General features: G+C 67.2%; 22 protein-coding genes and 1 pseudogene. 9 read left to right on the forward strand and 14 right to left on the reverse strand.

Going from position 1 to position 25,529, the window contains the following annotated elements; all coding sequences use genetic code 11:
• Positions 1–93: 93 nt before the first annotated feature.
• Positions 94–1,422, forward strand: coding sequence for an MFS transporter (locus AC3FKG_RS04775; protein ID WP_483712873.1), 1,329 nt, complete (start codon positions 94–96; stop codon positions 1,420–1,422).
• 25 nt (positions 1,423–1,447) lie between these two features.
• Here AC3FKG_RS04775 and AC3FKG_RS04780 read toward each other — a convergent pair.
• A pseudogene (locus AC3FKG_RS04780) lies at positions 1,448–1,549 on the reverse strand (type II toxin-antitoxin system ChpB family toxin); the annotation flags it as partial.
• A 173-nt stretch (positions 1,550–1,722) separates the two neighbouring features.
• On the opposite strand from AC3FKG_RS04780, the gene hpnJ reads away from it, so the two are divergent.
• On the forward strand, positions 1,723–3,144 hold the full coding sequence (gene hpnJ / locus AC3FKG_RS04785; RefSeq protein WP_488742537.1) for a hopanoid biosynthesis associated radical SAM protein HpnJ: 1,422 nt from the start codon (positions 1,723–1,725) through the stop codon (positions 3,142–3,144).
• A 255-nt stretch (positions 3,145–3,399) separates the two neighbouring features.
• Positions 3,400–3,867, forward strand: coding sequence for a hypothetical protein (locus tag AC3FKG_RS04790; protein ID WP_488742538.1), 468 nt, complete (start codon positions 3,400–3,402; stop codon positions 3,865–3,867).
• Between the two features lie 35 nt (positions 3,868–3,902).
• On the opposite strand, the gene AC3FKG_RS04795 is transcribed toward AC3FKG_RS04790, so the two are convergent.
• The 6 genes from AC3FKG_RS04795 to AC3FKG_RS04820 form a co-directional block, all read right to left on the reverse strand.
• Complete coding sequence (locus AC3FKG_RS04795) at positions 3,903–4,121, reverse strand: hypothetical protein (protein WP_488742539.1); 219 nt, start codon at positions 4,119–4,121, stop codon at positions 3,903–3,905.
• Positions 4,122–4,287: 166 nt separating this feature from the next.
• Positions 4,288–5,712 carry a multidrug effflux MFS transporter gene (locus AC3FKG_RS04800; protein ID WP_488742540.1) on the reverse strand — a complete coding sequence of 475 codons (1,425 nt, stop codon included), beginning with the start codon at positions 5,710–5,712 and terminating at the stop codon, positions 4,288–4,290.
• Positions 5,713–5,723: 11 nt separating this feature from the next.
• The gene (locus tag AC3FKG_RS04805) at positions 5,724–6,821 is read right to left on the reverse strand and encodes a CaiB/BaiF CoA transferase family protein (RefSeq protein ID WP_488742541.1); all 1,098 of its coding nucleotides are present in this window, start codon (positions 6,819–6,821) and stop codon (positions 5,724–5,726) included.
• A 16-nt stretch (positions 6,822–6,837) separates the two neighbouring features.
• Entirely contained in the window at positions 6,838–7,833 is a 996-nt protein-coding gene (locus tag AC3FKG_RS04810) for a tripartite tricarboxylate transporter substrate binding protein (RefSeq protein ID WP_483712862.1), read from the reverse strand.
• 80 nt (positions 7,834–7,913) lie between these two features.
• Positions 7,914–9,095, reverse strand: a complete 1,182-nt coding sequence (locus AC3FKG_RS04815; protein ID WP_488742542.1) for an acyl-CoA dehydrogenase family protein — start codon at positions 9,093–9,095, stop codon at positions 7,914–7,916.
• A gap of 13 nt (positions 9,096–9,108) precedes the next feature.
• The gene (locus AC3FKG_RS04820) at positions 9,109–10,662 is read right to left on the reverse strand and encodes an AMP-binding protein (protein ID WP_488742543.1); all 1,554 of its coding nucleotides are present in this window, start codon (positions 10,660–10,662) and stop codon (positions 9,109–9,111) included.
• A gap of 113 nt (positions 10,663–10,775) precedes the next feature.
• Between AC3FKG_RS04820 and AC3FKG_RS04825 the strand changes: the two genes are divergently transcribed.
• Both AC3FKG_RS04825 and AC3FKG_RS04830 read left to right on the forward strand, forming a co-directional pair.
• Positions 10,776–11,666 (forward strand): LysR family transcriptional regulator, encoded by an 891-nt coding sequence (locus AC3FKG_RS04825; RefSeq protein WP_483712859.1) that lies wholly within the window; start codon positions 10,776–10,778, stop codon positions 11,664–11,666.
• 83 nt (positions 11,667–11,749) lie between these two features.
• Positions 11,750–12,598, forward strand: coding sequence for an IclR family transcriptional regulator domain-containing protein (locus AC3FKG_RS04830; RefSeq protein WP_483712857.1), 849 nt, complete (start codon positions 11,750–11,752; stop codon positions 12,596–12,598).
• Between the two features lie 77 nt (positions 12,599–12,675).
• Here AC3FKG_RS04830 and AC3FKG_RS04835 read toward each other — a convergent pair whose 3' ends face one another.
• From AC3FKG_RS04835 to AC3FKG_RS04850, 4 genes are all read right to left on the reverse strand, one after another.
• A complete protein-coding gene (locus AC3FKG_RS04835; RefSeq protein WP_483712856.1) occupies positions 12,676–13,455 on the reverse strand; it encodes a flagellar brake protein in 780 nt (259 codons plus the stop codon).
• 213 nt (positions 13,456–13,668) lie between these two features.
• Positions 13,669–14,250 carry an RNA 2',3'-cyclic phosphodiesterase gene (gene thpR / locus AC3FKG_RS04840; RefSeq protein WP_488742544.1) on the reverse strand — a complete coding sequence of 194 codons (582 nt, stop codon included), beginning with the start codon at positions 14,248–14,250 and terminating at the stop codon, positions 13,669–13,671.
• Between the two features lie 19 nt (positions 14,251–14,269).
• Positions 14,270–14,803: a methylated-DNA--[protein]-cysteine S-methyltransferase gene (locus AC3FKG_RS04845; RefSeq protein ID WP_488742545.1), complete on the reverse strand. Its 534-nt coding sequence runs from the start codon at positions 14,801–14,803 to the stop codon at positions 14,270–14,272.
• Entirely contained in the window at positions 14,800–16,329 is a 1,530-nt protein-coding gene (locus tag AC3FKG_RS04850) for a DNA-3-methyladenine glycosylase 2 family protein (RefSeq protein WP_488742546.1), read from the reverse strand. Before AC3FKG_RS04850 ends, AC3FKG_RS04845 begins: the two co-directional genes overlap by 4 nt.
• A 142-nt stretch (positions 16,330–16,471) precedes the next feature.
• Between AC3FKG_RS04850 and AC3FKG_RS04855 the strand changes: the two genes are divergently transcribed.
• Positions 16,472–19,303 carry a M16 family metallopeptidase gene (locus AC3FKG_RS04855; RefSeq protein WP_488742547.1) on the forward strand — a complete coding sequence of 944 codons (2,832 nt, stop codon included), beginning with the start codon at positions 16,472–16,474 and terminating at the stop codon, positions 19,301–19,303.
• Between the two features lie 144 nt (positions 19,304–19,447).
• Positions 19,448–19,825, forward strand: a complete 378-nt coding sequence (locus tag AC3FKG_RS04860; RefSeq protein WP_483712850.1) for a PHA-granule associated protein 4 — start codon at positions 19,448–19,450, stop codon at positions 19,823–19,825.
• 115 nt (positions 19,826–19,940) lie between these two features.
• On the opposite strand, the gene AC3FKG_RS04865 is transcribed toward AC3FKG_RS04860, so the two are convergent.
• The 3 genes from AC3FKG_RS04865 to AC3FKG_RS04875 all read right to left on the reverse strand — a co-directional run bounded on the left by AC3FKG_RS04865 (position 19,941) and on the right by AC3FKG_RS04875 (position 23,538).
• Positions 19,941–20,489 (reverse strand): hypothetical protein, encoded by a 549-nt coding sequence (locus tag AC3FKG_RS04865; RefSeq protein WP_483712848.1) that lies wholly within the window; start codon positions 20,487–20,489, stop codon positions 19,941–19,943.
• Entirely contained in the window at positions 20,489–21,646 is a 1,158-nt protein-coding gene (locus AC3FKG_RS04870) for an acyl-CoA dehydrogenase family protein (RefSeq protein WP_483712847.1), read from the reverse strand. Before AC3FKG_RS04870 ends, AC3FKG_RS04865 begins: the two co-directional genes overlap by 1 nt.
• 110 nt (positions 21,647–21,756) lie before the next feature.
• Complete coding sequence (locus tag AC3FKG_RS04875) at positions 21,757–23,538, reverse strand: OPT/YSL family transporter (protein WP_488742548.1); 1,782 nt, start codon at positions 23,536–23,538, stop codon at positions 21,757–21,759.
• Between the two features lie 138 nt (positions 23,539–23,676).
• Between AC3FKG_RS04875 and AC3FKG_RS04880 the strand changes: the two genes are divergently transcribed.
• Positions 23,677–25,341 carry an FAD-dependent oxidoreductase gene (locus tag AC3FKG_RS04880; protein ID WP_488742549.1) on the forward strand — a complete coding sequence of 555 codons (1,665 nt, stop codon included), beginning with the start codon at positions 23,677–23,679 and terminating at the stop codon, positions 25,339–25,341.
• Between the two features lie 11 nt (positions 25,342–25,352).
• Positions 25,353–25,526, forward strand: a complete 174-nt coding sequence (locus AC3FKG_RS04885; RefSeq protein ID WP_483712845.1) for a hypothetical protein — start codon at positions 25,353–25,355, stop codon at positions 25,524–25,526.
• The last annotated feature ends 3 nt before the right edge of the window (positions 25,527–25,529 follow it).

The following is a 25,529-nucleotide window of genomic DNA, read 5'->3' on the forward strand; positions in this document are numbered from 1 at the left end:
GCGCCCCGAAAGGGCCGTCATCGGTCAGATTCAGATTGAGACAACGCGGCAGCCGGACAAGACCTGCCGGCCCGCCGCGCCAGGAGAATTGCAATGCCTCTCGACCCCACCACCATGGCCGCACCGGCGCACCCGCCGGTATCCAGCCACGACACGGACCAGAAGAAACCCATGTCGAAGGCGTCGGCCATTACGGCCATCACCATCGGCGGCGCGCTGGAACTGTATGACTCCGGCGTCTACAACTTCTTCGCCACGCTGATCATTCCGCTCTACTTTCCCGTCGGCAATCCGTTTGGCCAGCTGCTGCTGTCCTTCGGCACGTTCGGCGCGGGCTACCTGATGCGCCCGCTCGGCGGGCTGGTGATCGGCGCCTATGCCGACCGCCGCGGCCGCAAGCCGGCGGTGCTGCTGTCGATGTGGCTGATGGCGTTCAGCGCGCTGATCCTGGTGGTGACACCACCGTATGCCCAGATCGGTGTCATGGCCCCGATCCTGATGATCGTGGCGCGGCTGGTGCAGGGCTTTGCGATCGGCGGCGAGATGGGCTCGGCCACCGCCATGCTGATGGAGTATGCCGACGAACGTTCGCGCGGCTTCTACACCAGCTGGCAGACCGCCAGCCAGGGCATTGCCGCCGTCTTCGCCGCACTGGTGGCGCTTGGGCTCACCCATTCCCTGAGCCCGGCAGCGCTGGAACACTGGGGCTGGCGCGCGGCATTCCTGATCGGCATTCTCGTGATTCCGGTCGGGCAGGTGATTCGCCGCCGCCTGGAAGAGACGCTGGAGCCGCCCGCGCGCAAGAAGGCGGCCGCCGGTGGCTGGAAGCTGATGCGCCAGCACTGGCGTGAACTGGTGGCCAGCGTGCTGCTGATGACGGGCCTGGCAGCCGCGGTGCACCTGATCGCCTACTACCTGCCCAACTATGCCAGCTTCCAGCTCAACATCCCGCGCGGTGACGCCGTCTGGGCGGGCTTTGTTGCCGCGGGCATGATGGTTATCTTCGGCCCCATCGCCGGCTGGATGAGCGACCGCTACGGGCGCCGCACCATCGTCTGGTGGTCGCGCGTGGCGCTGCTGGTGATGGCGTACCCGGCCTTCGAGCTGATCAACGCCTTCCCGACGCTGACGTGCCTGCTGGTGGTGGTCGGCTGCCTGGCGATCCCGATGGCGATGACCTCGCCCGCCACGCTGGTGCTGGTCAGCGAGGTGCTCCCACAGCGCATGCGCGCCACCGGCATGGCGGTGACCTACTACGTGGCCATCGCGGTGTTCGGCGGCTTCGCGCAGTTGTTCTCTACCGTGCTGATCCATATGACCGGGAGCCCTAATGCGCCGGCGTTCTACCTGATCGGCTGCGGACTGGTCTCGCTGCTGGGGCTGGCGATGGTACCCGAGACGCTGGGGAGGAAGCTTTCCTGACGGGGCGGCGAGCGCATACTGACGGTTATTCGAGAATCGTTTGAAGACGCGCCAGCGCGTCTTCCACAACCTCCGCCGGTGCTTGTTCGACTTTTCTGGCACCGCGCGCCTCAAGATCTCGGTTTCTGCATTGTAGATACCGAAAAGTGACAACGTGCCGATGGTCAATTTCTCGCCATACCGAGTTCACAAGGCGTAATATTCCTGAGCCGCATCCTGCCACTCTGTGATTGACGCTGCTCCGCGAGTTCATACCAGTGACGATCGCAGTCAAGCCGACGACTTTCTCCGAGGACAGTTATGAAAACGCTGTTTCTGCAGGCACCTTCATATGACGGCTTCGATGGGGGAGCGGGCTCGCGATTCCAGACCAAGCGCGAGATCCGGTCTTTCTGGTATCCGACGTGGCTCGCCCAGCCCGCCGCGCTGATCCCGGACAGTCGCCTGGTGGATGCGCCCGCAGACGGCCTGTCACTGGAAGCGACCCTGGACATTGCCGAGCCGTATGAGCTGGTCATCATCCATACCAGTTCTCCGTCGTTCCCGAGCGACATCCAGTTCGCGGAACACCTGAAGCGGCGCAATCCGGCGATCCTGATCGGCATGGTTGGCGCCAAAGTGGCCGTGGATCCCCACGGCTCGCTGACGGCAAGCGATGCACTCGACTTCGTGTGCCGCGAGGAATTCGACTTCACCTGCCGGGATATCGCGCAAGGCCTGCCGTTCGAATCCATTCTCGGGCTCAGTTATCGCCTGCCCGACGGTGGCATCACGCACAACGAGGCGCGCCCGATCCTGGAAGACATGGACCAGCTTCCGTTCGTCGCGCCGGTCTACAAGCGCGACCTCACGACCCGCAATTACTTCAGCGGCTACCTCAAGCATCCTTATGTCTCCCTCTATACGGGGCGCGGCTGCAAATCGCGGTGCACGTTCTGCCTGTGGCCGCACACGGTCGGGGGACATCGTTACCGCACCCGTTCGGTCGACAACGTCCTGGAAGAGGTGAAGTGGATCCGGGACAACATGCCCGAGATCAAGGAGATCATGTTCGACGATGACACCTTCACCGACCTCAGGCCGAGAGCAGAAGAGATCGCCCGCGGCCTGGGCAAGCTCGGGGTGACGTGGTCGTGCAATGCCAAGGCGAATGTGCCCTACTCCACGCTTAAGGTAATGAAGGACAACGGGCTGCGGCTGCTGCTGGTGGGCTACGAATCCGGCGACGACCAGATCCTCGTCAATGTCAAAAAGGGCCTGCGTACCGATATGGCGCGCCGCTTCAGCGACGACTCCCGAAAACTCGGCATCAAGATCCACGGCACGTTCATTCTCGGGCTTCCGGGCGAGACGCACGAGACCATCAAGAAGACGATCGAATACGCGAAGGAGATCAACCCTCACACCATCCAGGTGTCGCTCGCTGCGCCCTATCCGGGGACGGTCCTTCACAAGCAGGCGGTCGAGAATGGATGGCTCAACGACAGCAAGGTCATCACCCTGCTTAATGACTCCGGCACCCAGGCTTCGACCATCGGCTACCCGCACCTGTCGCGCGAAGAGATCTACCTTGGCGTGGAGGAGTTCTATAAGCGGTTTTATTTCCGGCCATCGAAGATCTGGGAAATCGTGCGCGAGATGCTGATGAGCTGGGACATGATGAAGCGGCGCTTGCAGGAAGGCGTGGAGTTCTTCAGGTTTCTCAGGGCGCGCAAGGCATAACGTCCAGGGGCGCTAAGCGCCCGTTCTCTCTCAAGCATTCGACACCGATGGTGCGCAGCACGCCAACCTGGCCGCGGCCTATGCGAAAAACGCTGGCCTGATGCTAAATCGCTGGCGACTGCCAACAGCCTGGCGCTGGGCTTGCGGCACAAGTTCTGATCAGCTGGGCGGGCAGCACCGGCGACTGATCGGGTCGCCGGTAGAATCGCTGCTTTGATGGCCGGGCAGCGCGCCCGGCATGCGCCGGAACCGCACGTGCCCTTTATCCTGCTCGGACTTGCCCTCATCGGTGCCCTGATCTACGGGTACGTTCGTCTTTACCACGCCGTCGCCGCCGCGTTCGGCACCGTGGCAGGTGCCGGCGCCGTCGCGCTCGCCGTTGCCCTGCTGGCGGCGTTGGTCGCCGGCGGCGTGCGGCGCTGGCGCGCCATTCATGGCGTGCGCATCCAGGGCGAGCGCATCCTGTCGCTCGACGGCACGTGGGGCAGCCTGCGCGTCGATGCGGAACGCAAGCTTGGCACGGTGACACTCGGCGACGCGCAATCGCGCTTTATCTTCGCCGACATCGCCAGCGCGGAGCCGGTATCCGATGCAGGTGCCTGGGCGCTCGCCCTGCGGCTCGAGCACAATACCCGGCCGCTATGGCACATTCCCATGCCAACGCGCACGCATGCGCGGCGCTGGGCGAAGATCTTCTCGCTGGCCGCGCTGCAGAAGCTCTGAGGCTGGAGGCGTGCGATAGAGGCCGCCAGCCTCGGCTACCGCCACGCAGGCTCGCTCCGCTGCTCGAAATGCTCGTACGCGGCCACCAGGCCGCTCAGCACTTCGGCTGACGTTTCGAACAAGGCCTGGGCTTTTGGATCCGTGACCTTTCCGACATCCGAACGCATATGCTGCAGCGCCGCTTCCAACATTGACTTGATCTTGAGCGCGTGATGTCGCGGGTCGGTGTCCGGGTACTGTTTCTGGTCCGCCATCTCGATTCTCCTGAGGTGCCAACGGGCATGGGGAACGTCCATGATTTCGTTCTATACCAAGCCACTGGTCATCGATGTAGGGCGGTCACTGACAACCGCCGCGCTGCGCACCGTTGAACGGGGATCGCAAGCTACTCGAATGTGACCGTGCGGCGACCGCGTTGGATTACGGAGAAACTGCTACCGTCCGACGTTGCGAAGTCAGGAACATGACCAGGCCGAACAGCTGCAACCCTGCCATGCAGATCGCCATCTTGACCGGGGAGTCCAGTAGCGGGACCAGCAGCGCCGACAACAGCAGATTGCCGAACTGCTGGGTCGTGACATAACCACTGGACGCCAGCCCGCGCCGCGCGGGAAAGCAATCGAGCGCCAGCAGTTGCAGACTGGGTTGCGTGATGGTCATCCCGGCCGCAAAGACCGGCAGCGCAACCAGTGCCCAGGGCATGGCGGGGGCGTGCAGGGCGCATACGGCAATGTTGAAGGTACCGGCCAGCAGCATGATGGCATGCCCGATCCACACGCTCTGCTCCGGACGGACCCGGCCGGCGATGCGATGCGATGCCAGGGCCCCGAACAGAATTCCTGCCACGATCGGGATGAATACCCAGCCGAACGATTGCGCGCCCAGGCCGAGATACTGGGTCACAAAGCGCGGAGCGGTAAAAACGTAGACGTAGATGGCAACATTGACGCCGGCATTGGCTAGCGCCAGGGCGGCAAAGCGGCCATGCGTCAGCATGTTCCCATAGGCGCGCGCGAGCGACATGGGCTCGAGCGGATGCCGGCGCGCCCGCGGCAGCGTCTCCGGGACCCATAGCCAGCAGGCGGCAAGAAGCGATGCGGACACCAGCGCCAGGAAAACGAAGATGCTGCGCCATCCGATCCACAGCAATAGCCAGCCGCCGCAGACGGGTGCGAGGGCCGGCCCGAGTGCGAAGATCATGGCGACGAGTGCCATGACCTTCTGCGCCTTGATGCCGTGGAAAACATCCCTGACCATCGCGCGGCCCACGATCACGCCAATGCCGGCGCTGCCGCCCTGCAAAGCCCGCCCGACGTGAAGCCCCCAGATGCCGGTGGCACCCGCGCAGACCAGGGACCCCAGGGTGAACAGCGCGCAGCCGAGCAGGATCATCCGCCGCCGGCCGAGGGCGTCGGAGATGGCGCCGTGCCAGGGCATCATCAGCACGAACGGCAGCAGATAGGCGGTCAGCGACTGCTGCACCTGCGCCCCGGTGACGTGCATGTCATCGGCAATGACCGGGAAGGCAGGCAAATAGCTGGCAATGGCGAATTGCCCGAGCATCGACAATCCGGCGACGACGGCAGCCATGGCAGCGACCCCCGGCATGGGTTCCGTGTGCGGCGTTTCGCCGGATGCCGGCATGGAGGGGGTGTTCATCGGGATGTCATGAGGTTGCCCTTGGCATCCGATGTCGTGGACATTTCCGTCGTAGTCCACAGATGAACGAATCGTCGAGTTCCATCGGTCTCCGTGCCAGGCTGGCGAAAGCTCTGCCTCGATCGTACGAGCATCGGAGACCGCAAAGATCACAATAGGCGCCATTGACTTGGCAATTCGCGCCACAAGGCGAGTCGTCAGTCCCCCACCGAGCCCAGCGGGGGTACCGTGTCATCGGCATCCGGCAGGCCCAGCGAGAACTTCACCGGAAACCGCAGCGCGATCGCGTCCTCTGCCGGCAAGTGGCGAATGAGTCCGCGTGCCTGGACGTGCGGATCGTCGAACAATTCCCCCGCCTGCAGCGACGGCGAGAACGGTACATCCAGCGTCGCGAACACCTGTGCCCACGCAGCCAGCGTGCGCGTGCGGAACATGTCCTGGAGCAGGCGATGCACCTCGCGCTTGTGCTGCTGGCGGCCGGCACGCGCGGCAAAGCGCGCATCGCGCAATGCCGGGAATTCCGCGCTCATGGCTTCGCACAGATTCGTCCAGAACTTGTTCTCCAGGATGCCAAGCGCGAGGTGGCGGCCGTCGCGGGTCTCGAACAGGTCGTTGTCCGGCATCACCATCGGCGCGTCGACGGGACGGTCCGCGTAGTCGCGTGCGGCCCATGCCCCTTGCGCGGTCCACGACAGGATCGCGTCGTGGATCGACACGTCGAGATGCTGCCCATGGCCGCTGGCGCGCGCACTCATGATGGCCACGGCCAGCGACAGTGCTGCGTAGCCCGAAGCGGCATAGTCGGAGATGCGCGCGCGCGGCCGCGACACCGTGTCATGCACCTGCACCGGCACCGCCCAGTAGCCCGCCAGCGCCAGGTAGTTCAGGTCATGACCGGCATGGTCGGCGTAGGGTCCTTCCTGGCCAAAGCCGGAAATCGAGCACAGCACGATGGCGGGATTCACCTCGGCCAGCGCCGCGTAGTCGAGCCCGAGCCGACGCATCACGCCCGGGCGGAAACCTTCGACCACCGCATCGGCCTCGCGCGCCAGCGCCAGGAAAGCCTCGCGGCCCTCGGCAGTCTTCAAATCGAGCGCCACGGAACGCTTGCCGCGATTAAACTGCGCAAACACCGCCTTGCCAAGCTGGCGCGAGGTATCGCCCGTGCCTGGCTGCTCCACCTTGATCACGTCGGCACCGAGCTGCATCAGCAGGCTGGTCGCGTGCGGACCTGGCAGCAGCTGGCTGACGTCCAGGATCTTCACATCCTTGAGGCAGGACCACTCTGGCTTCATGGCAACGCTCCCGGGTTCAGCTGATATCGCCATTCATGCCGATCGAGCGCATCAGCGCCGCGTAGCGCGCTGTGTCGGCGGCGACCATGGCCTGGAACTGCGCCGGCGATGCGCTGCGGCGCACTTCGCCGGCGTTGGCCTTGACCTGCGCTGCCAGGCGCGGTCCGGACTGCAGCTCCGCCACGGCGGTGAACAGCCGTTGCGTCAGCTCGGCGGGGAAATGCGCCGGCGCGAACAAGCCACTCCAGTTGTCGATGGCAAACCCGGGCGGCAGCACCTCGGCCAGCGTCGGCACGTCGGGAAAGAACGGCGAACGCGACGACGAAGACACCGCCAGCGCACGCACCTGCCCGTTGCGCAGGTACTGCGTGGCGGTGGCGAGCACCGGCATGCCGAACTGGGTCTGGTGGCTCAGCATCGCCGAGAGGATTTCCGGCGCGCCCTTGTACGGGACATGCACGGCCTCGCAGCCGGCCTGGTGCAGCAGCGCTTCGACCGCAAGATGGGCGATGCTGCCCTTGCCGCCCGAGCCGTAGTTGAACTTGCCCGGCGCCTTCTTCATCGCCTGGATCAGTTCGGACGCGGTCTTGTAGGGCGAGTCCGCCGGCACCACCAGCGCGGTCGGGCCGCCCGAGATGGCGGAAATTGCGGTGAAGTCGTGCGCCGGATCGTACGGCGGCTGCCGGTACATATGCACGTTGATGACATGCGTATTCGCCAGCAGGCCGATGGTGTAGCCGTCGGCGGCGGCGCGCTTGAGCGCATTGGCGCCGATGATGCCGCCCGCGCCGGGCATGTTCTCGACCACCAGCGGCTGGCCGAGCCGCGCGCCGAGTTCGGCCGAAACCGTCCGCGCCGTGTTGTCGGGGGAACTGCCGGCCAGGAAAGGAACGATCAGCCGGATCGGGCGGTTGGGATAAGCGGCGGTCGCGGCGGTCGCCGCGCGCACCGGTGCCAGCACGGAACTCACGGCGGCTGCGCCTGCCGTGGCAAGCCATTGTCGGCGGTTCATGGTTGTCTCCGTGGCGGGCACCGTGTCCAGCGCCGCCTGATGTCGTGTTGAGGTGAAGCTGGCGTGCCGCGCAACGCGGCTTACGCCGCCGCCGGTGCCGGTTCGAGAATCGCCTTGGCGATGGTGTTGCGCTGGATCTCGCTGGTGCCGGTGAAGACGCGGAACATGCGCAGCTTGCGGAACGCCTGCTCGACCGGATGGCCGCGCGTCACACCCACGTTGCCGTGGATCTGCACGGCCTTGTCGGCGACCTCGAAGCAGCGCTCCGACACGAACAGCTTGCACGCGGCGGCCTTCATGCGCAGGTCCGCGCCGGCATCGGCGAGCGCGGCGGTCTGCGCGATCATGCATTCGCAGGCCCACAGCGCCGCAGCCATGTCGGCCAGCATGTGCTGGATGGCCTGGAAGCGAGCGATCGGCCCTCCGAACTGGCGCCGCCGTCCCGCGTACTCCAGCGACGACCGGTAAGCCTGCGTCGCCAGCCCCAGCATCGACGGGCAGTGCAACAGGCGGTTGACGTTGATGCGCGACATGCCGAGGCGGAAGCCGTTGCCTTCGCCGCCGAGGATGTTGGCGCGCGGCACGCGCACGTTGTCGAAGGCGATGTCGGCGTCGATATGCTGGCCCGACATCGGCACATAGGCTTGCGTCACCGTCACGCCCGGCAGGTCGAGGTCAACCAGCACGGCGCTGATGGCCGGCGGCGACACGCTCGCGTCGGTCACGCACATGACGATGGCGAAGTCGGCGAACGGCGCACCGCTGATGTAGTGCTTGCCGCCGTTGATCACCAGCTCGTCGCCGTCGGGCACTGCGGTGGTGGCGATGCTTTGCGCGTCCGAGCCCGAATGCGTTTCGGTCAGCGCGAAGCAAGTCGACTTCTCGCCGCGGATCACGGGACGGAAATAGCGTTCGAGCTGATCGGGCGTGGCGTACTTGAGCATATTGCCCACGCGCGGCGGCCCGCCGAGGTCGCCCAGCACATGGGGCGCCAGTGTGCAGCCGCTGGCCGCGAGGTCCGCCTTCAGCGCGCACTGCTCGGCGATATTGAGCCCCTTGCCACCCAGCGCTTCAGGCAGGCAAGCGGCGTAGAGACCAAGCTCGCTCGAGCGGCGCCACACGCCGCGCAGGGTCTCGACGGGCCACGGGTCTTCCGGGCCCAGGCCGAGTTCGCGCTCGAGCGGACGCAGCTCTTCGTCGATGAAGCGCCGGATGGCCGCGCGCGTTTCGCGCAGCACGGGATTGGTCAGGGTATCGAACATGGCGGTGCTTTCCTCAGTTCACGCGGCGCGAAGCGCCATGCCAGTACGGCTCGCGCACCAGCTTGCGGGCCAGCTTGCCGCTGGCGTTCTTGGGCAGTTCATCGACGAAGTCGACCGAACGCGGCGACTTGTAGTCGGCAATCCGTTCGCGGCAATGCGAGATCAATGCCTGCGCGCTGGCCTCGCGTCCCGGGCGCAGCGTGACCACGGCCTTCACGCTTTCGCCCCAGGTGTCGTCGGGCACGCTGATCACGCAGGCTTCGAGCACGTCGGGGTGCTGGTACAGCGTGGCCTCGACCTCGGTCGGGTAAACGTTGAAGCCGCCGGAAATGATCATGTCCTTCTTGCGGTCCACCAGGTAGATGTAGCCCTGCGCATCGACACGCGCCATGTCGCCGGTGCGCAGCCAGCCATCGACCAGCACCTCCTGCGTCAGTGCGGGCTCGCCCCAGTAGCCCTGGAAGACATCCTCGCCGCGGATCACGAGTTCGCCGATCTGGTCGACGCCGACCTCGCGGCCGTGGTCATCGACCACGCGCACTTCCGTCTCGCCCAATGCACGGCCGCAGGAGGCAAGCCGCTCCGGGCACGAAGCCATCGCCAGTGCATGGTCGGCGGTGGACAGGCGCGTGACGCCCGAGGTCGATTCGCTCGCGCCATAGCCTTGCGACAGCACCGGGCCAATGCGTTCCCACGCCTCGCGGATCCGCGCCGGCGCCATCGGTGCGGCGCCGTAGGCGAGCGTCTTCAGGCTGCTGAGGTCCGCGCTGGCGAGAGACGGCTCGGCCAGCAGCATGTTGATCATGGCCGGCACCATGAACACGTGCGTGATGCGCAGGCGGGCCACCTCGGCCAGGAAGTGTGCGGGCTCGTACTTCTCGAACAGCACCAGCGTGGCCCCGCAGTACAGGTAGGGCTGCATCAGCATGCCGGAGGCGTGCGTGACGGGGCCGATCAGCGCCAGGCGATCGCCGGGACGCGGCGGGCTGTCCATGCTCATCAGCATCTTGCGCAGCGCCGCCTGCCGGTTGCCGTAGCTTTGCATGGCGGCCTTGATCTTGCCGGTCGAACCCGATGAAAAATGCAGCACGGCAAGGTCATCGGCTGCCGGCACGAGCTCCGTCAATTCGGTTCCCGCCCGGGCGAGCAGGGCTTCGTAGCCGGCATAGCCCGGGGCGTCCGCGCCGATGGCGATGAAGGTCTCCACCGAGCCGAAGCCGCGCGTGGCGGACACGTAGCCGGTGTAGCCAGGCCCCGCGATCAATACGCGCGGCTTGCAGTTGTCCACCACGTCAGAGGCTTCGGCAGCCGTGAAACGCGGGTTCAGCGCGGCCTTCACCAGCCCCGCCTTGTACAGCGCGCATTCGATCTCGACCAGTTCCGGGCGGTTGCGCGACTGCACGGCCACGCGGTCGCCCTTGCGCAGCCCGAGCGCGAGCAGCGCGTTGGCGAGCCGCGTGGAGCGCTCATCCAGCTGCCGATAGGTCAACACCTGGTCGCGGTAGAGAACGGCCGGCTGGTCGCCCCAATAGCGCGCCGCGCGGCGCAGGAAATATGCAAAGCCCATGGGCGTCTCCGTGTATTCGTTTTTGCGTCTTGCCTGTGGCTAAGTCTGTAAGATGGACGACATCACCACAATGCATGAATGGCTATAAAGCCATAACTGATGGGAATGCCAGCATGGAGACACGCGACGTTGAATACATCCTTGCCGTGGAACGCAGCGGAGGGATCGGCCGGGCCGCGGACCAGCTGGGCATTAGCCAGCCCGCCCTGACCAAGGCCGTGCAGCGCGTCGAAGCCCAGGCTGGCCTGCCACTGTTCGAGCGGACGGCCAACGGCATGAGCGTCACCCATGCGGGCCGGCTCTTTATCGAACGCGCCCGCCGCATCCACCTGGAGTACGAAGACGCACTCAAGGAGATGCAGGGCATCCGCACAGGCGAACTGGGTATGCTGCGGCTGGGATATTCGCCTTCGTTGCCGAATGCCATCGTGCTGGGCGCCTGCCGCCAGCTCGTGAAGGAGCGGCCGGTGGCCCGCCTGAAGCTGCGCCGGCGCCTCGCCCGTGACCTGATGGACCTGCTCGCGGCCGGGGAGCTTGACCTGGCCGTGGCACCCCTGCCACGTCACGCAACCGAGGCCTTTGCAATCGAACCGCTGTTCGACGACCGGCTGGTCGTGGTGGCCGACGAATCCCATCCGCTGCAGCAGCGGCGCAACCTCAGCCTGGCGGACCTGGCCAGCCAGGAGTGGCTGCTGCCCGAAGGGCATATCGTGCTGCGCCAGCAGGTCGACGAGGCCTTCCGCCGGCGTGGCCTGCCGCCGCCTGCGCTGCGCGTGGAGGTCGATTTCGGTACCGCGTCGCTGTTCGCGCTGGTCCGCGGCACGCCGATGCTGAGCATTTCCAGCGCGCATGTCGAAGCCATCATGCCCGGGCTCAGGCCGCTGGACGTCGGGCTGGACGAACTGGACCTGCGGCGGCGCATCGGCGTGGTCACGCGCGCGGGTGCGTATCTTTCGCCACTGGCACAGCGCATGACGACCTTGCTGCGCGAGCAGGTCGGCTAAGACCGCTGCTGCGATAGCGAAACCGCTGGCCCGCGGCGCCGACTCCGTTTAAGATTGCGCGATTATCGAACAAGACAAGCACGATGGAGACTACCCGCCCCCTTGGCATCGGCCAGGCCCAGGCCGATACGGTCCGAGTTGCCCGCCCCCAGTCCGACCTGCTCGGCAGTTTCTCGGGCGATCCGAACTTCATGCTGTCGCTGGCGCGCGGCCTGACCGTGCTTGAAGCGTTTTCCGAACGCAAGCGCCCGCTGACGATCTCGCAGGTGGCCCAGCGCACGCAGCTGTCGCGCGCGTCGGTGCGCCGCTGCCTGTATACGCTCGAGCAGCTTGGCTACGTCAGCCAGCAGGACGGCCAGTTCGCACTGCGCCCGCGGGTGCTGCACCTGGGGCATGCGTATTTCTCGTCGACGTCGATGGTGTCGCTGTCGCAGCCGATCCTCGACAACCTGAGCGCGCGCATCCACGAGACCTGCACGCTGGCCATCCTGGACGGTACCGACATCCTGTACCTGGTGCGCTCGGAAGTGCAGCGCGTGGTCAGTTACTCGCTCGGCATGGGCAGCCGGCTGCCGGCCTACTGCACGTCCAACGGGCGCCTGCTGCTCGCGCACCAGCCCTCGTCGGTGCTCGACGGCTTTTTCGAGCATGCGGACCTGCGTCCGCGCACGCTGCAGACCAAGGTGTCGCGCCAGGAACTGGAAAGCTGCTTCGAGCGCGCCCGGGAACTGGACTACGTGATCGTCGATGAAGAGCTTGAACCGGGCCTGCGCGCAATCGCGGTGCCGGTGCGCTCGGCCGCCGGCATCGTGCTGGCGGGCATCAGCGTGAGCGTGCGCGCGGCCAAGGTGACCGAGGCGGAGATGGTGTCGCGCCTGCTGCCGCCGATGCGCGAAGCCGCCGCGGCCATCGGGCGCCTGATCACGTCCTGATCAGCGTGTGAACAGCCGGGAGAGCCGCACTGCCGAATGCCGCGATGCGAGCGGGCAATCGAGCGCCAACCCCCGCCTCAGCCGCGGTGCGCAAGCTCCAGCGAGAACACCAGCCGCTGCAGGAAGTTCTCCATGCGGCCGTCCGGGCTGACGAAGGCGCAGCCGTAGTGGTGAATGGCGCTGTCGTCGTTGCCGACCAGCCAGTGCCCCACGATCTGGAGGTCGACGTCGAGCTTGCCCAGCTCGCGGAAGTCCAGCCGGCAGCGGCTCACCATGGTGCCGACCGGCAGCTGGTCCGCGCCCACGGTCCTGGAACGCAGGCCCACGCCAGACAGCGACAGGTCGGCGATGTCCAGCGCCAGCACGCTGTTGTCCGGGTTGCGGATCTCGCAGCGGTAGCCCTTGGTCACCAGCGTGCGCGCGCGGAAATGGCGGCGGCGCTGGAAGTGGTAGAGCTTCTCGGGAAACTCCACGATAAAGGCCGGACCTTGCTCGTAGCGCGTGGCCGACGGCCGGCCCACCATGAAATTGACCGGCACGCCACGCAACAGGCCCGAAAAGGCGTTCTCGTCCGAGGTCATCAGCGCGTGGCGCTCGGCATCGGCGTTGCACCAGTCGAAGATAAAGGTGCGGTTGACCGGGTCCATGTGCAGCACCGACGTCACGAACTGATGGCCCGTGCGCGTGCGCACCGTGATCAGGCACTTCTGCCAGGACAGGTCCCGCAGCACCGTGCCGATCTGCGAGGTATGGGTCAGGCGGTAGCGCTCGTCAGGCAGGGCCCCGGCCTCCGTGTCGGTTTCGTCTTGCGGGCCGGAACCGGCTTGGGTGGACTCGGAGGAATCTTGGAAGCTCATGGAATCACGCAACATCAGAGTGGCAGCACCGCGCGTTGGCAGGAGCGCCGCGGCAGGATAGGCTTGCGGCCCGAGCGCCGCATATTAAGGGGACGCTCCACTGGACGGCAAGACTCATGGCATGGGCTTCGGCATTCTGTGGCGAAACTTGAGCACAGACTTTTGAGGGGTAGCGCTTGCGCCGCTTTCGCGCTGCGGCGGGCCGAATCCCGTTCACGCAGAAACGGGTACGCTTGCCATCGTGTGCGCGTCGCCGGGGTCGATGAGCGGCCACGCGGCGATCGGCGCGTGCGTGGCACCGTGCCGGTCGAGGCGGCTCTCGAACAGCACGAAACGCCGTGCCTGCCAGGGCGGCACGGCAAGCTCCCGATGCGCGGCTACCCAGTCGCGCAGCATCGCGTCGGGGACGGCCGGGCGGCACCGCGCGAGGGTCAGGTGGGCGCGGAAACGGCGCCGCTCGGGCGCGATGCCTGCGGCCTGCAGGCAATCGGTCACGGCCACATGGAGCGCGTCGAGCGCGGGACATGGCGCAAGGCCGGCCCACAGCACGCTGCCCTGCTGGCCGCGAAAGCGTCCGGCGCCCGTCACGCGCAGCGCGAAATCCTCGGCCGCCAGCGTGTCGAGCGCGGCGGTGATGCGTCCGGCCTGCTCCGCATCGCACTCGCCCAGGAAACGCAAGGTCAGGTGCACCTGCGCGGCTGGCGTGGGGCGGATGCCGCTTGCCGCCGGCACGATGCCCACCAGATGCGCCGCGACCGCCGGCGGTGTTTCCACGGCGATAAACAGGCGGGCCATGCTGGCTGCGCTGCCGCGCCTACGCTAACGCCAGCGCGGACTGCTGCATGATCGGCAGGCGCGCGGCCGCGGCAAAGCTTTCGAGCTTGAGCAGCGCGCGCTTGCGGTCAGTTCCGCCCGCATAGCCAGTCAGGTCCCCGTCGGCGCCCAGCACGCGGTGGCACGGCACGATCACCGACAGCGGATTACGCCCCACCGCGCCCCCGACCGCGCGGACATGGCCATGCGGCAGTTCGAGCTGCCGGGTGAGCTGGCCGTAGGACACCGTCTCGCCAAAAGGAATGGCACGCAGCGCCTCCCACACGCGCATCTGGAAGTCGGTGCCCGCCAGCCGCAGCGGCAGCGAGAACGCTTCGAGCGATCCATCGAAGTAGGCCGCAATCTGCGCCGCCACGTCGTCGAACAGGCGCGCGGTGGTTTCGGGCGCGGCGCCCGGCACCGCGCCGTGCGGATAGTACTTCTGCCCGTCGAAATAGATACCTGTCAGGAAGCTGCCCTCCGCGCGCAGCAGCATGGCGCCAAGCGGGCTGTCGATCAGGCGGTAGCTGGTCATGTCGTCACCTCGATATCGGAATTGACAGGAATCATGGCTGCCAAAGGTACCACTGCGCCGTCGCCCTGTGACTTCATCGCTTCATAGCGATGCCACAGGTGGATGGCGGCATAGGCGCGCCACGGCGCCCACTGCGCGGTGCGGGCCTGCATGGCGCGCACGGTGTTCACGCCCAGCATCTTGCGCAACGCATAGTCGGTGCCCGGGAACGCGTCGGGCCAGCCCAGCGCGCGCATGGCGACGTACTGCGCCGTCCAGTCGCCGATCCCGTCGATCTCGCGCAGCGCCGCCACGGTCTGTTCGGGCGCCGTGTGCGGGCCCAGCGGCAACGCGCCGCTGGCGACGCGCTGCGCGAGCGCGCGCAGCGTACGCGCCTTGACCTGCGACACGCCGGCGGCGGCCATTGCGGCATCGGGCAGCGCGGCCAGCGCTGCGGCGCAGGGAAAACAGTGCTGCAGCGGCATACAACCATCGATTGGCATCGCCGCGGCTGGCAAGGCATCTCCCGCCGCCTGCGCGAGCCGCGCCAGGATACGCCGGGCCTGCACCACCGAAATCACCTGGCCGATCACGGCGCGCACCGCGATCTCGAAACCATCGACGCTGCCCGGCAGCCGCATGCCAGACACATCGCTGGCCAGTTCGCCGAGATGGCGGTCGACGATATCGGGCCGGCAGCCGAGGTCGCACAAGCGCCGCACCTTGCCCAGCGCCTGCGGAATCACGCGCGCGAGCGAAGCCGACAGGGTCACGCGCAGCACTGACCGCGCAGGCACGTGGTCGAGCCGCAGCCAGCCGCGATGCATCACGCCCCCGGCTTCCACCGCAAGCGTGCGGGCATAGGCGCCATCGCGCACCTGCTCGATGCCATCGACCGCGCGCACGGCCAGGAAGCTCAGCAGCGCCTGCCACGCCAGCGGCGGGCGGTAGCCCAGCTCGAACACCAGCCGGTCGGCCACGCCGTCGGACGCGCGCTTGCGCAAGGCCATCGGCGTCAGCCCGTAGCGCGTGCGCAGCACGTCGTTGAAGCGGCGCACGCTGCCGAAGCCCGCGGCCAGCGCCACTTCGGTCACGGGCAACGCGGTATCGGTCAGCAGCCGCTTGGCCAGCAGCAGGCGCTGCGTCTGCACGTACTCCAGCACCGACACGCCGAACTGCGCCGTGAAGAGGCGGTGCAGGTGGCGTTCGGTCACCCCGATGCGCGCCGCCAGTGCGGCCACGCCGGCATCGGCCATGAAGCCTTCGTCGATCAGCGTGGCCGCAGCCTGCGCGAGGCGGCCGGACAGATCGGCCAGCCCGTGGCCGGGCGCCAGTTCGGGTCGGCAGCGCAGGCAAGGGCGGAAGCCTTGCTTCTCCGCCGCCGCGGCGCTTTCGTAGAAGGTGCAGTTCTCGCGCTTCGGGGTACGCACCGCGCACACGGGCCGGCAATAGATGCCCGTGGACGACACGCCGACAAAGAAGCGGCCGTCGAAGCGGCGGTCGTGCGAGGCCACGGCCTTGTAGCAGGTATCGGGATCGAGTTCCATGCAGGCATGCTACCGCTTCAGGCAGGCCCGCACCCGCTGGATTCGGACATTCCCCTCTGGCCAGCGACCGTGCCATGGAGCACAGTCATGGCAAACCCAGTCCGGCTAGAATCACCAGCCTGTGTTGTTTCCCGGAGATTCCATGCGCCCAGTCAAACCGCTTCCGCTGACCTGCTCGCTCGCGCTCGCGGGGCTGCTATGGCTGGAACTGCCTGGGGCTGCCGGAGCCGCGCCGGCCGCAGCCACAACGGCTGCGCCGTCAGGCCAGGCGACGGCAAGCGCGGTCGAGGTCACCTCGGTCGAGGGCATCACCGAGTACCGGCTGCCCAATGGCCTGCGCATCGTGCTCGCGCCCGATGCGGCCAAGCCGACCACCACGGTCAACATGACCTACCTGGTCGGCAGCCGCAACGAGAACTATGGCGAGACCGGCATGGCGCACCTGCTCGAACACCTGCTGTTCAAGGGCACGCCCACGCTGCCGAGCAAGACCATCCCGACCGAGTTCGCGCGGCGCGGCATGTCATCCAACGGCACCACGGCGCAGGACCGCACCAACTACTTCGAGACCTTCACCGCCAGCGACGACAACCTCGACTGGGCGCTGCGCATGGAGGCGGACCGCATGGTCAACAGCTTCGTCTCGCGCGCCGACCTCGACAGCGAGATGACGGTGGTGCGCAACGAGATGGAGATGGGCGAGAACAGCCCGGGCCGCATGCTGATCCAGCAGATGATGTCCGCCTCGTACCGCTGGCACAACTACGGCAAGGCGCCGATCGGCGCGCGCAGCGACGTGGAGCAGGTCAGCATCGACAACCTGCGCGCGTTCTACCGCCGCTACTACCAGCCCGACAATGCGGTGCTGGTGGTGGCCGGCAAGTTCGATCCGGCGTGGGCGATCGCGCGCATCGAACGCTATTTCGGCCCGATCGCGCGCCCGACGCGCGTGCTGCCACCCGAGCACACCGTCGAACCGCCGCAGGAAGGAGCGCGCGAACTCGTCGTGACGCGCCCCGGCGACAGCGGGCTGGTGGCGGCGCAGTACCACGTCAGCGCCGGCGCCCACCCCGATACCACCGCGCTGTCAATGCTGACCATCATCCTCGGCGACACGCCCGGCGGGCGCCTGTACAAGGCGCTGGTGGAGCAGAAGAAGGCCACCTCGGTCGGCACCTCGTTCAGTGCGATGAAGGACCCGGGCACGCTGCTGTTCATGGCCGAGACATCGAAGGACCAGTCGCTGGCAGCGGCGCGCGCGGGGCTGATCACGCAGGTCGAGGGCTTCGCCGAAGCGCCCGTGACGCCCGAGGAGCTGGAGCGGGCGCGCGTGCGCATGCGCAACGCCTACGAGCACTACCTGAACGATCCGGGCGCACTTGGCATTGCGCTGTCGGAAGCCATTGCCAAGGGCGACTGGCGCCTGTTTTTGATCGCGCGCGACCGCATCGAGACCGTGACGCTCGAAGACGTGCAGCGCGTCGCGCTCAACTACTTCCAGACTTCGAACCGCACGGTGGGCGTGTTCCTGCCGCAGGACAAGCCGCTGCGCGCGCAGATTCCCGCGACCCCCGACGTGGCGGCGCAGGTGCGCGGCTACCAGGGCAAGCCGGCGCTGGCGGCAGTGCCGGCGTTCGATCCGAGCCCGGCCAACATCGAGGCACACACGCGGCGCCAGACCCTGGCCAACGGCATGCAGCTGGCGTTGCTGCCCAAGCCCACGCGCGGCGGCGTGGTCAACGGCACGCTGATCCTGCGCATGGGCGATGTCGAAAGCCTGCAGGGCCTGACCACGGTGGGTGACCTGGCGGCATCGATGCTCAAGCGCGGTGCCGGCAACATGGACCGCCTGCAGCTTGCCGACCGCATCGAGGCCCTGCGCGCGCGCGTGATGGTCTCGGGTGGCTCCGAGCGCGTCACTGTCAGCTTCGAGACCCGGCGCGAACAGCTGCCGGAACTGCTGGCGCTGGTGCGCGACATCCTGCGCGCGCCCACCTTCCCGCAGGCGGAATTCGACACGCTGCGCAGCACCGCCATCGCCGATATCGAAAGCGTGCGCCGGCAGCCGGGCGTGATGGCCGCCGATGCGCTGGGCCGCCATGGCGACCCCTACCCGGCCGGCGATCCGCGCCACGCGCCCACGTTCGACGAGACCATTGCCGCGCTCAAGGCCACCACGCTGGAGCAGGTGCGCGATTTCCATGCGCGCTTCTACGGCACGGGCAATGCGCAACTGAGCCTGGTGGGCGACTTCGATGCCGACGCGGCCACCGCGCAGGCGGCCGAGCTGTTCGGCGACTGGCGCGCGCAACAGCCGTTTGCGCGCGTGGACCGGCCCTTCGTGGCGATTGCCCCGGCCGACTTCACGCTCGCCACGCCCGGCAAGGCCAACGCCGTGTACGTCGCCGCCGAACCGATCGACCTGGTCAGCGACCAACCTGACTTCGCACTGATGCTGATCGCCAACCGCGTCTTTGGCGGCGGCTCGCTGCGCAGTCGCCTGGCCGACCGCCTGCGTCAGAAGGAAGGGCTCAGCTATGGTGCGTCGAGCTGGGTGAACGTGGGTGCGCTGGACCGTGCGGGCCGCTTCGGCCTGCAGGCGCAATATGCCCCGCAGAACCTGGAGCGCCTGCAACGGGCCGTGTCCGAAGAGCTGGAGCGCTTCGTGCGCGACGGCATCAGCGCGCCCGAACTGTCGGAAGCCGTCAGCGGCATCCTGCAGCAGGGCATGGTGAGCCGCAGCAGCGACGGCGCATTGGCCGGCGCGCTCGCCAATCAGCTTTACCTCGGCCGCACCATGGCCTACACCGAAGAACTGGAAGCGCGATTGCGCGCGGCCACGCCCGAGGCGGTGAATGCGGCGATTCGCAAGTACGTGCGCCCGGACGGGCTGTCGCAAGTCTACGCGGGCGACTTCGCCACCGCCCCGGTACCCGATGGCGCCGCAGGCGAGGCGCCGGCTGCGCGCCCGTAGCCGCTGTCACGCAAGCGACAAGGAGACAGGCCAGAATGGACCGACGCTCCGGCAGCCAGCCGGGCGCCGGAGCGGGGCAGCCCCTTGCCGTGCCCTGGTGTTGACTGTATATTCGTACAGTATAAGTAGAGATAAGAGGTGTGGATGTCAAACGTGCGGGCTGGCAGCAAGGCGGAAGCGCTCCGGCTTCTCGCCGCGGAAGGCGTGCTGGGTCTGGAGCTGGACTACGAGACCGGATGGCAGGACGCCGTCGAACTCGGCAGGCTCGGGGAGAAGCGCGGCATCAAGGTGCAGTATCGCGGCCAGGAAAGTGTCGCCGTACGTTCGCGCGAAGCGCTGATCGAGGGCCTCGCCAAGGTCAAGGCAACGTTCCGGCAACGTAACCTGTACTGCCAGTTCGATCTCGGCACGCTGACGGACCACGAATTGCTCGATCTCGAAGCCCGGGCCACACGGCTTGGCGACTACATTCTTGCCGGACACCTGCTGCGGGACGTGGACTGCGTCTGGCCCGCCGAATAAGGCAGGCGCGAGCGCCGGTTCCTGCAATAAGGCGCGGGCGCCGGTTCCGAATCCTCCCAAAACGAACATGCCGCCAACCGGCGGCATGTTTGCTTCATAGCGGGCAGCGACTCACTCAGTGCCAGACGCGCGCGGCATTGGCCCAGCGCGCGGCGGCTGACTGCACCATCGCACTGCCGGCCACATCCTCGACAACGGCGGCGCAGGGGGTTGCCGCCGGCTGGATCGCGGTATGCCAGAGCACCGCCGACACCAGCGTCTGGCAGTGGCGACGCTCGCCATGGGCGAGCGCGAGCAGGCGCTCATAGCCATCGATCACAATCAGCCGGTCACCGGCCTGTGGCCGCATTTCCAGCGCATACAGGTGGTCGCATTCGCAATGCATGCGGCCCCCGCTTACCGCCACCACGATCGCGCCGGGCAGGGCGATGCCGCTGGCATGCACGTCTTCACGCAGGCGCTCCAGGTGCGCATGCGCGCGCGGATCGCGCGCCGCGGCCAGGTCGCCGGGCATGGCGCTGAGCGCCATCAGCTCGGCCGGCGACACCGCCAGCGTGTAGGCCGGAAAATCCGTCCGGTAGGTCGCCACCACGGCGCGCAGGCGACGCACGCCACGGCCATCCGGAAGGCTGCCCGGGTCGCGTCCCGCAGCCGTGACCGCCATCAGTCGCGCAGCAGGTGCTTGGCGATAATGACCTGCTGGATCTGCGTGGTGCCTTCGTAAAGGCGCAGCAGGCGCACGTCGCGGTAGAAGCGCTCGGCCGTGTACTCGGCGATGTAGCCCGCGCCGCCATGGATCTGCACGGCACGGTCGGCGATGCGGCCGACCATTTCGGTACAGAACATCTTGGTGCACGAGGCCAGCATGCTGACTTCCGGGTCGCTCTTGCCGGCGGGCTTGGCGTCATAGCGCTGCGCGCAATCGCGCATCATCGACAGGCCCGCGTACAACTCGGCCTGGCTGTCGGCCAGCATGCCCTGGATCAGCTGGAAGTCGCCGATCGGCTTGCCGAACTGCTTGCGTTCCTTGGCATAGGCCACGGCGTCGGTGATCAGGCGGTGCGCCATGCCGCAGGCCAGCGCCGACAGGTGCAGGCGGCCGCGGTCGAGCACTTTCATCGCAGTCTTGAAACCCACGCCGGGCACGCCGCCAATGATGTTGGCGGCCGGCACGCGCGCGTTTTCCAGCACCACGTCGCAGGTCTTGGTGCCGCGCTGGCCCATCTTCTTGTCCGGCTTGCCCAGCGAGATGCCCGGGGTGTCGGCCGGCACAATGAACGACGAGATGCCGGAGGCACCGGGACCGCCAGTGCGCGCCATCAGCGTGAAGGCACCGGCGCGTGGCGCGTTGGTGATGAAACGCTTGGTGCCGTTGATGACGTAATGGTCGCCGTCCAGCTCGGCCCTGGTCTGCAGCGAAGCAGCGTCGGAACCGGCGTTCGGCTCGGTCAGCGCAAACGAGATGATCAGCTCGCCGCTGGCGATCTTCGGCAGGTAGGCCTGCTTCTGCGCTTCGGTGCCATCCATCAGGATGCCTTGCGAGCCGATGCCGACATTGGTGCCGAACACCGAACGGAACGCGAACGCAGTGTGGCCCAGGTCGTAGACCACGTCGCATTCCTGCGACATCGACAAGCCGATGCCGCCATAGTTTTCCGGGATGGAGATGCCGAACAGGCCCATTTCCTTCATGTCGGCGACGATATCGGCCGGCACGTCGTCGAGCTCTTCGAGCGTGTCTTCAGCCGGCTTCAGGCGTTCGTCGATAAAGCGCTGCACCGAGGCGCGCAGCAGGGCAAAGGATTCCTGGTCAAGGGCCATGTTGGTTCTCCGATCAAGCCAATTCGACAGTATGGGCGCCAATGGTACGCGCACCGCCTGATTTGACAATCCACCCGATATTGAACAGAAGCGTCAACAAAATTTGACATTCAGTCGCGTGTGACGGCAAGCAGTCCTGCCAGGCCGATTGCCATTGCTGCGAGTGCATCGCCGGCGATCATCCCGCCGCCAACCAGCGACGTGGTGCTCATGTCGTCCGGCATGGGCTGGCTTGGCCGGCGTGGCCCGAACCGTTCGGCGAGGCCCGTCACGACCCCACCGGCCGCCATCCATGCCGCGGCGGGCAGATTAACGAAGCCGCCGAACGACGAGGCATACGGAGAGGGCAGCAAGACGGCGTCCAGCGCGAAATCCACCGTCCGGCCCGCTTTGCCCGATTGTGCGAAGCGCCGGTAGCCCGCGTGCGCCCGCAGCCCCTTGCGCAGCACTTCCGTCACCAGGCCAATCACTGCCCCCATGATGACGGCAAGGTGCTGGTAGCCCCGTGCCTCGGCCAGCCCGCGCAGCACGCCGACGATCTTGTAGGTCATGGCCGAGGTCCAGCGCGCCGGCTGCTGCGCGGCCGTGAGCACGGTCTGGTCCAGCGCCAGCACCGGATACGCCAGCATGAACAGCCGCGCCAGCGCCACGGCAAGCAGCGCGCCGACGATGATCCCGGCAACCTGGTAGCCGAACTGCACCATGCGGTTGCTGCCCAGGCGCCAGCCGGTGGAGCGGTCCTGCTGCATGTCGCAGGCCTCGGCGGTGGACACCAGCAGCACCGTCGCGGCGATCAGGCCGACATGCGGCGCGCGCAACCCGGCGGCGGCCATGAGGATCACGCACAGCACGAATGCCGACGAGATCGGGTTCTGGTCGACCATGCCGACGGAAATGCCATTGACCAGCGCGAACACCAGCACCAGCAGCACCGCCATCAGCTGGAAGCCCAGCGGCTGCCCGAACCAGGCCACGCCTGCGGCCACCACGGCCGCGCCCCAGAACAGCACCCATGCCGCCACCCAGCGCATGTCGGTCCCGCCGGCTTGCCGCGTCGCGGGCGCGGTGCCGCCACGCCACTGTCGCCACGCACGCGCCAGCAGCAGCGAGACGTCGACCACCGCCGCCCCCAAGATCATGCCGAGCGCGATCAGGAAGGTGATCTTGCGGAAGGGCTCGCCCGGGGCCAGCCAGCCGATCGAGACGAAGGTCGGGGTCATCGCCCATCCCGCCAGGCCGCCGGTCAACGCGGCAATGCCGATGCGCGCGCCGACGATCATGCCGGCGCCGAGGGTCGAGGCCGACATATCGAGCGCCGCCAGCGGCGCCAGCCTGGAGAGCCACAGGCCACTGGCCAACCCCGCCGCCATGCCGCCGGCCAGGCGCGACACCGAGCGGCGCAAGAGATGCGGATCGGTCAGCGCGCGCAGGATATTCGCCACCGCCAGCCCGGACGGAAAAGTAAGCTGCATGCGGTCCACCAGCAGCGGCGTGTACAGCATGCCGACGCCGACGCCGTACATGCCGATGCACAGCATGTATCCGATCAATTGCCATAGCGGTGGCTGGGCCAACCCGAGCCAGCTCATCGCCTGGATCACGACGGCCATGCCGCCCATGCCGGCGACCGATGCCGCCGCGGTCTGGATGTAGTTGGCGCCGTGCCGCCCCGAGGCACCGTAGCCACAGGTCACCACCGAGCCAAGGATGCCGGCCAGCACCTGGCCGCCAACGAAAAAGCCGAGCGAGAAGTTCATATAGGCCGCGGCAATGCCGCCCAGCGGCCCAAGCACCAGCATGCCCGCCGCGCCAAGCAGCAGATGGTATGGCCAGCTCCCCGGCGCAGGTAGCCAGTGCAGGTGCGGAGCGGTTTCTGATGGGACTGAGGGCATGGCAAAGGGCGGCGTGCCGGACAAGTGCTTCAGGCAAAGCATAGGCGAGAGCAGGCTCCGCCTGGGTTTACACTAGTTTCTCGCGCAACTATATTGTCGATATAGTTGCGTACACAACTACATTTGCAGAGGGTGTCCATGCCAGACCTTTCCGTGCCTGCTTGCGCGGCCATGCCCGCACCGCCTGCCACCGGGCCGCGCCCATGGCCTTTATCCGTCCCGGTGCTCATTGCTGGCGGCGGGCCAGTAGGGCTGGCGTTGAGCGCCCTGCTCGCACGGCATGGCATTGACTCGCTCGTGGTGGAGGCCGATGACGGCTACTGCGCAGGCAGTCGCGCCATCTGCATGTCGCGCCGTTCGCTGGAAATCCTCGGCTGGGTGCACGCCGACCAGGCCACCGTCGACAAGGGCCTGCCCTGGGTCGGCGGGCGCAGCTACTACCGCGATACGGAAGTGCTGCACTTCCAGATGCCAAGCGAACCCGGCGAGCGCTTTGCGCCGATGGTCAACATCCAGCAGTACTACCTGGAGGCCTTCGCCCACCAGGCCGCGCTGGCCTGCGGTCCGCACGCCGACGTGCGCTTCGGCGCGCGCGTGGCCGACGTGCGCCACGATGCGGATGGCGTCAGCGTGGACATCGGGACCGCGCAGGGCAGCCGGCAGGTCCGTGCCCAATGGCTGGTGGCGTGCGACGGCGGCCGTAGCACCGTGCGCGAAAAGCTTGGCCTGCGCATGGAAGGAACGCAGTACGAAGGCCGCTACGTGATCGTCGATATCGTGCAGAAGACGTGGCGCGAGGTGGAGCGGCTGGCGTGGTTCGATCCGCCGTCGAATCCGGGCTCGACCATCCTGATGCACCGCCAGCCCGATGACGTCTGGCGCATCGACTACCAGATCCGCGACGACGAGGATCCGGTTGAAGCCGTCAAGCCCGAAAACGTGCTGCCGCGCGTGCAGAGCCACCTCGATATGATCGGCGAGACCGAACCGTGGGAACCGCTGTGGATTTCGATCTACAACGCCAAGTGCCTCACGCTCGATGCGTACCGGCACGGCCGCGTGCTGTTCGCGGGCGACGCCGCGCACCTGGTGCCGATTTTCGGCGTGCGCGGGCTCAACTCCGGGCTGGACGATGCCGGCAACCTGGCCTGGAAGCTCGCCTCGGTCATCGCGGACCGCGCCGACGCGAGCCTGCTCGATTCCTATTCGACCGAACGTGTTCACGCCACGCGGCAGAACATCGCCTACGGCGCCAAGAGCACGGAGTTCATGGCGCCGCCCAATTTCGCCTTCAGCCTGATGCGCGAGGCCACGCTGCGCCTGGCGCTGGATCAACCCGCAGTGCGTTCGCTGATCAACCCGCGCCAGTCGGCGCCGATCGCCTATACGGGCGCGGGCTCGGCGCTGAACGGCCCATCGGACTTCGGCGACGATTGTCCCAGCGCCGCACCTGGCATGCCCGCGCCGGAAGCGCGACTCGATGGCGAACACCTGACCGCCAGCTTCGGCCGGCGCTTCACGCTGCTGTGGTTCGGCGATCGCGCGTCCGTGCCTGCTGAACTGGCGGCCTTTGCGCGGACGCATGCGGCCAACGTGCAGCTTCGCGTGGTGGTTCCCGCCGACAGCGTGCCAAAGGACGGCGCGCTGGCCGATATCGACGGCCACGCCTTCACACGCTATGCCGCGCAAGCGGGCACGCTGTACGTGATCCGTCCCGATGGCTATGTACTCGCGCGCTGGCGCGCACCGCAAGCGGCGCAGGTACGCGCCGCCCTCGCCCCTTTCCTGCAAACCCCGCGCTGACGGAGCCCGCCATGCAAGCTGAAGAACTCGACCTCGCCTACACCCGCTTGTGCGAAGCCGTGGCCGGTGTCGGCCAGGACAAGGCGTCGCTGCTGCTCGCCATGGTTTGCCTGGGCCTGATGAGCCGCCAGGAGGCACTGGACCCGGTGCTTGCCTTGATCGAGACCGCCCGGGCGCGGGTGTAAACT

It is taken from the genome of Cupriavidus sp. 22TCCZM04-2 (assembly GCF_057798895.1).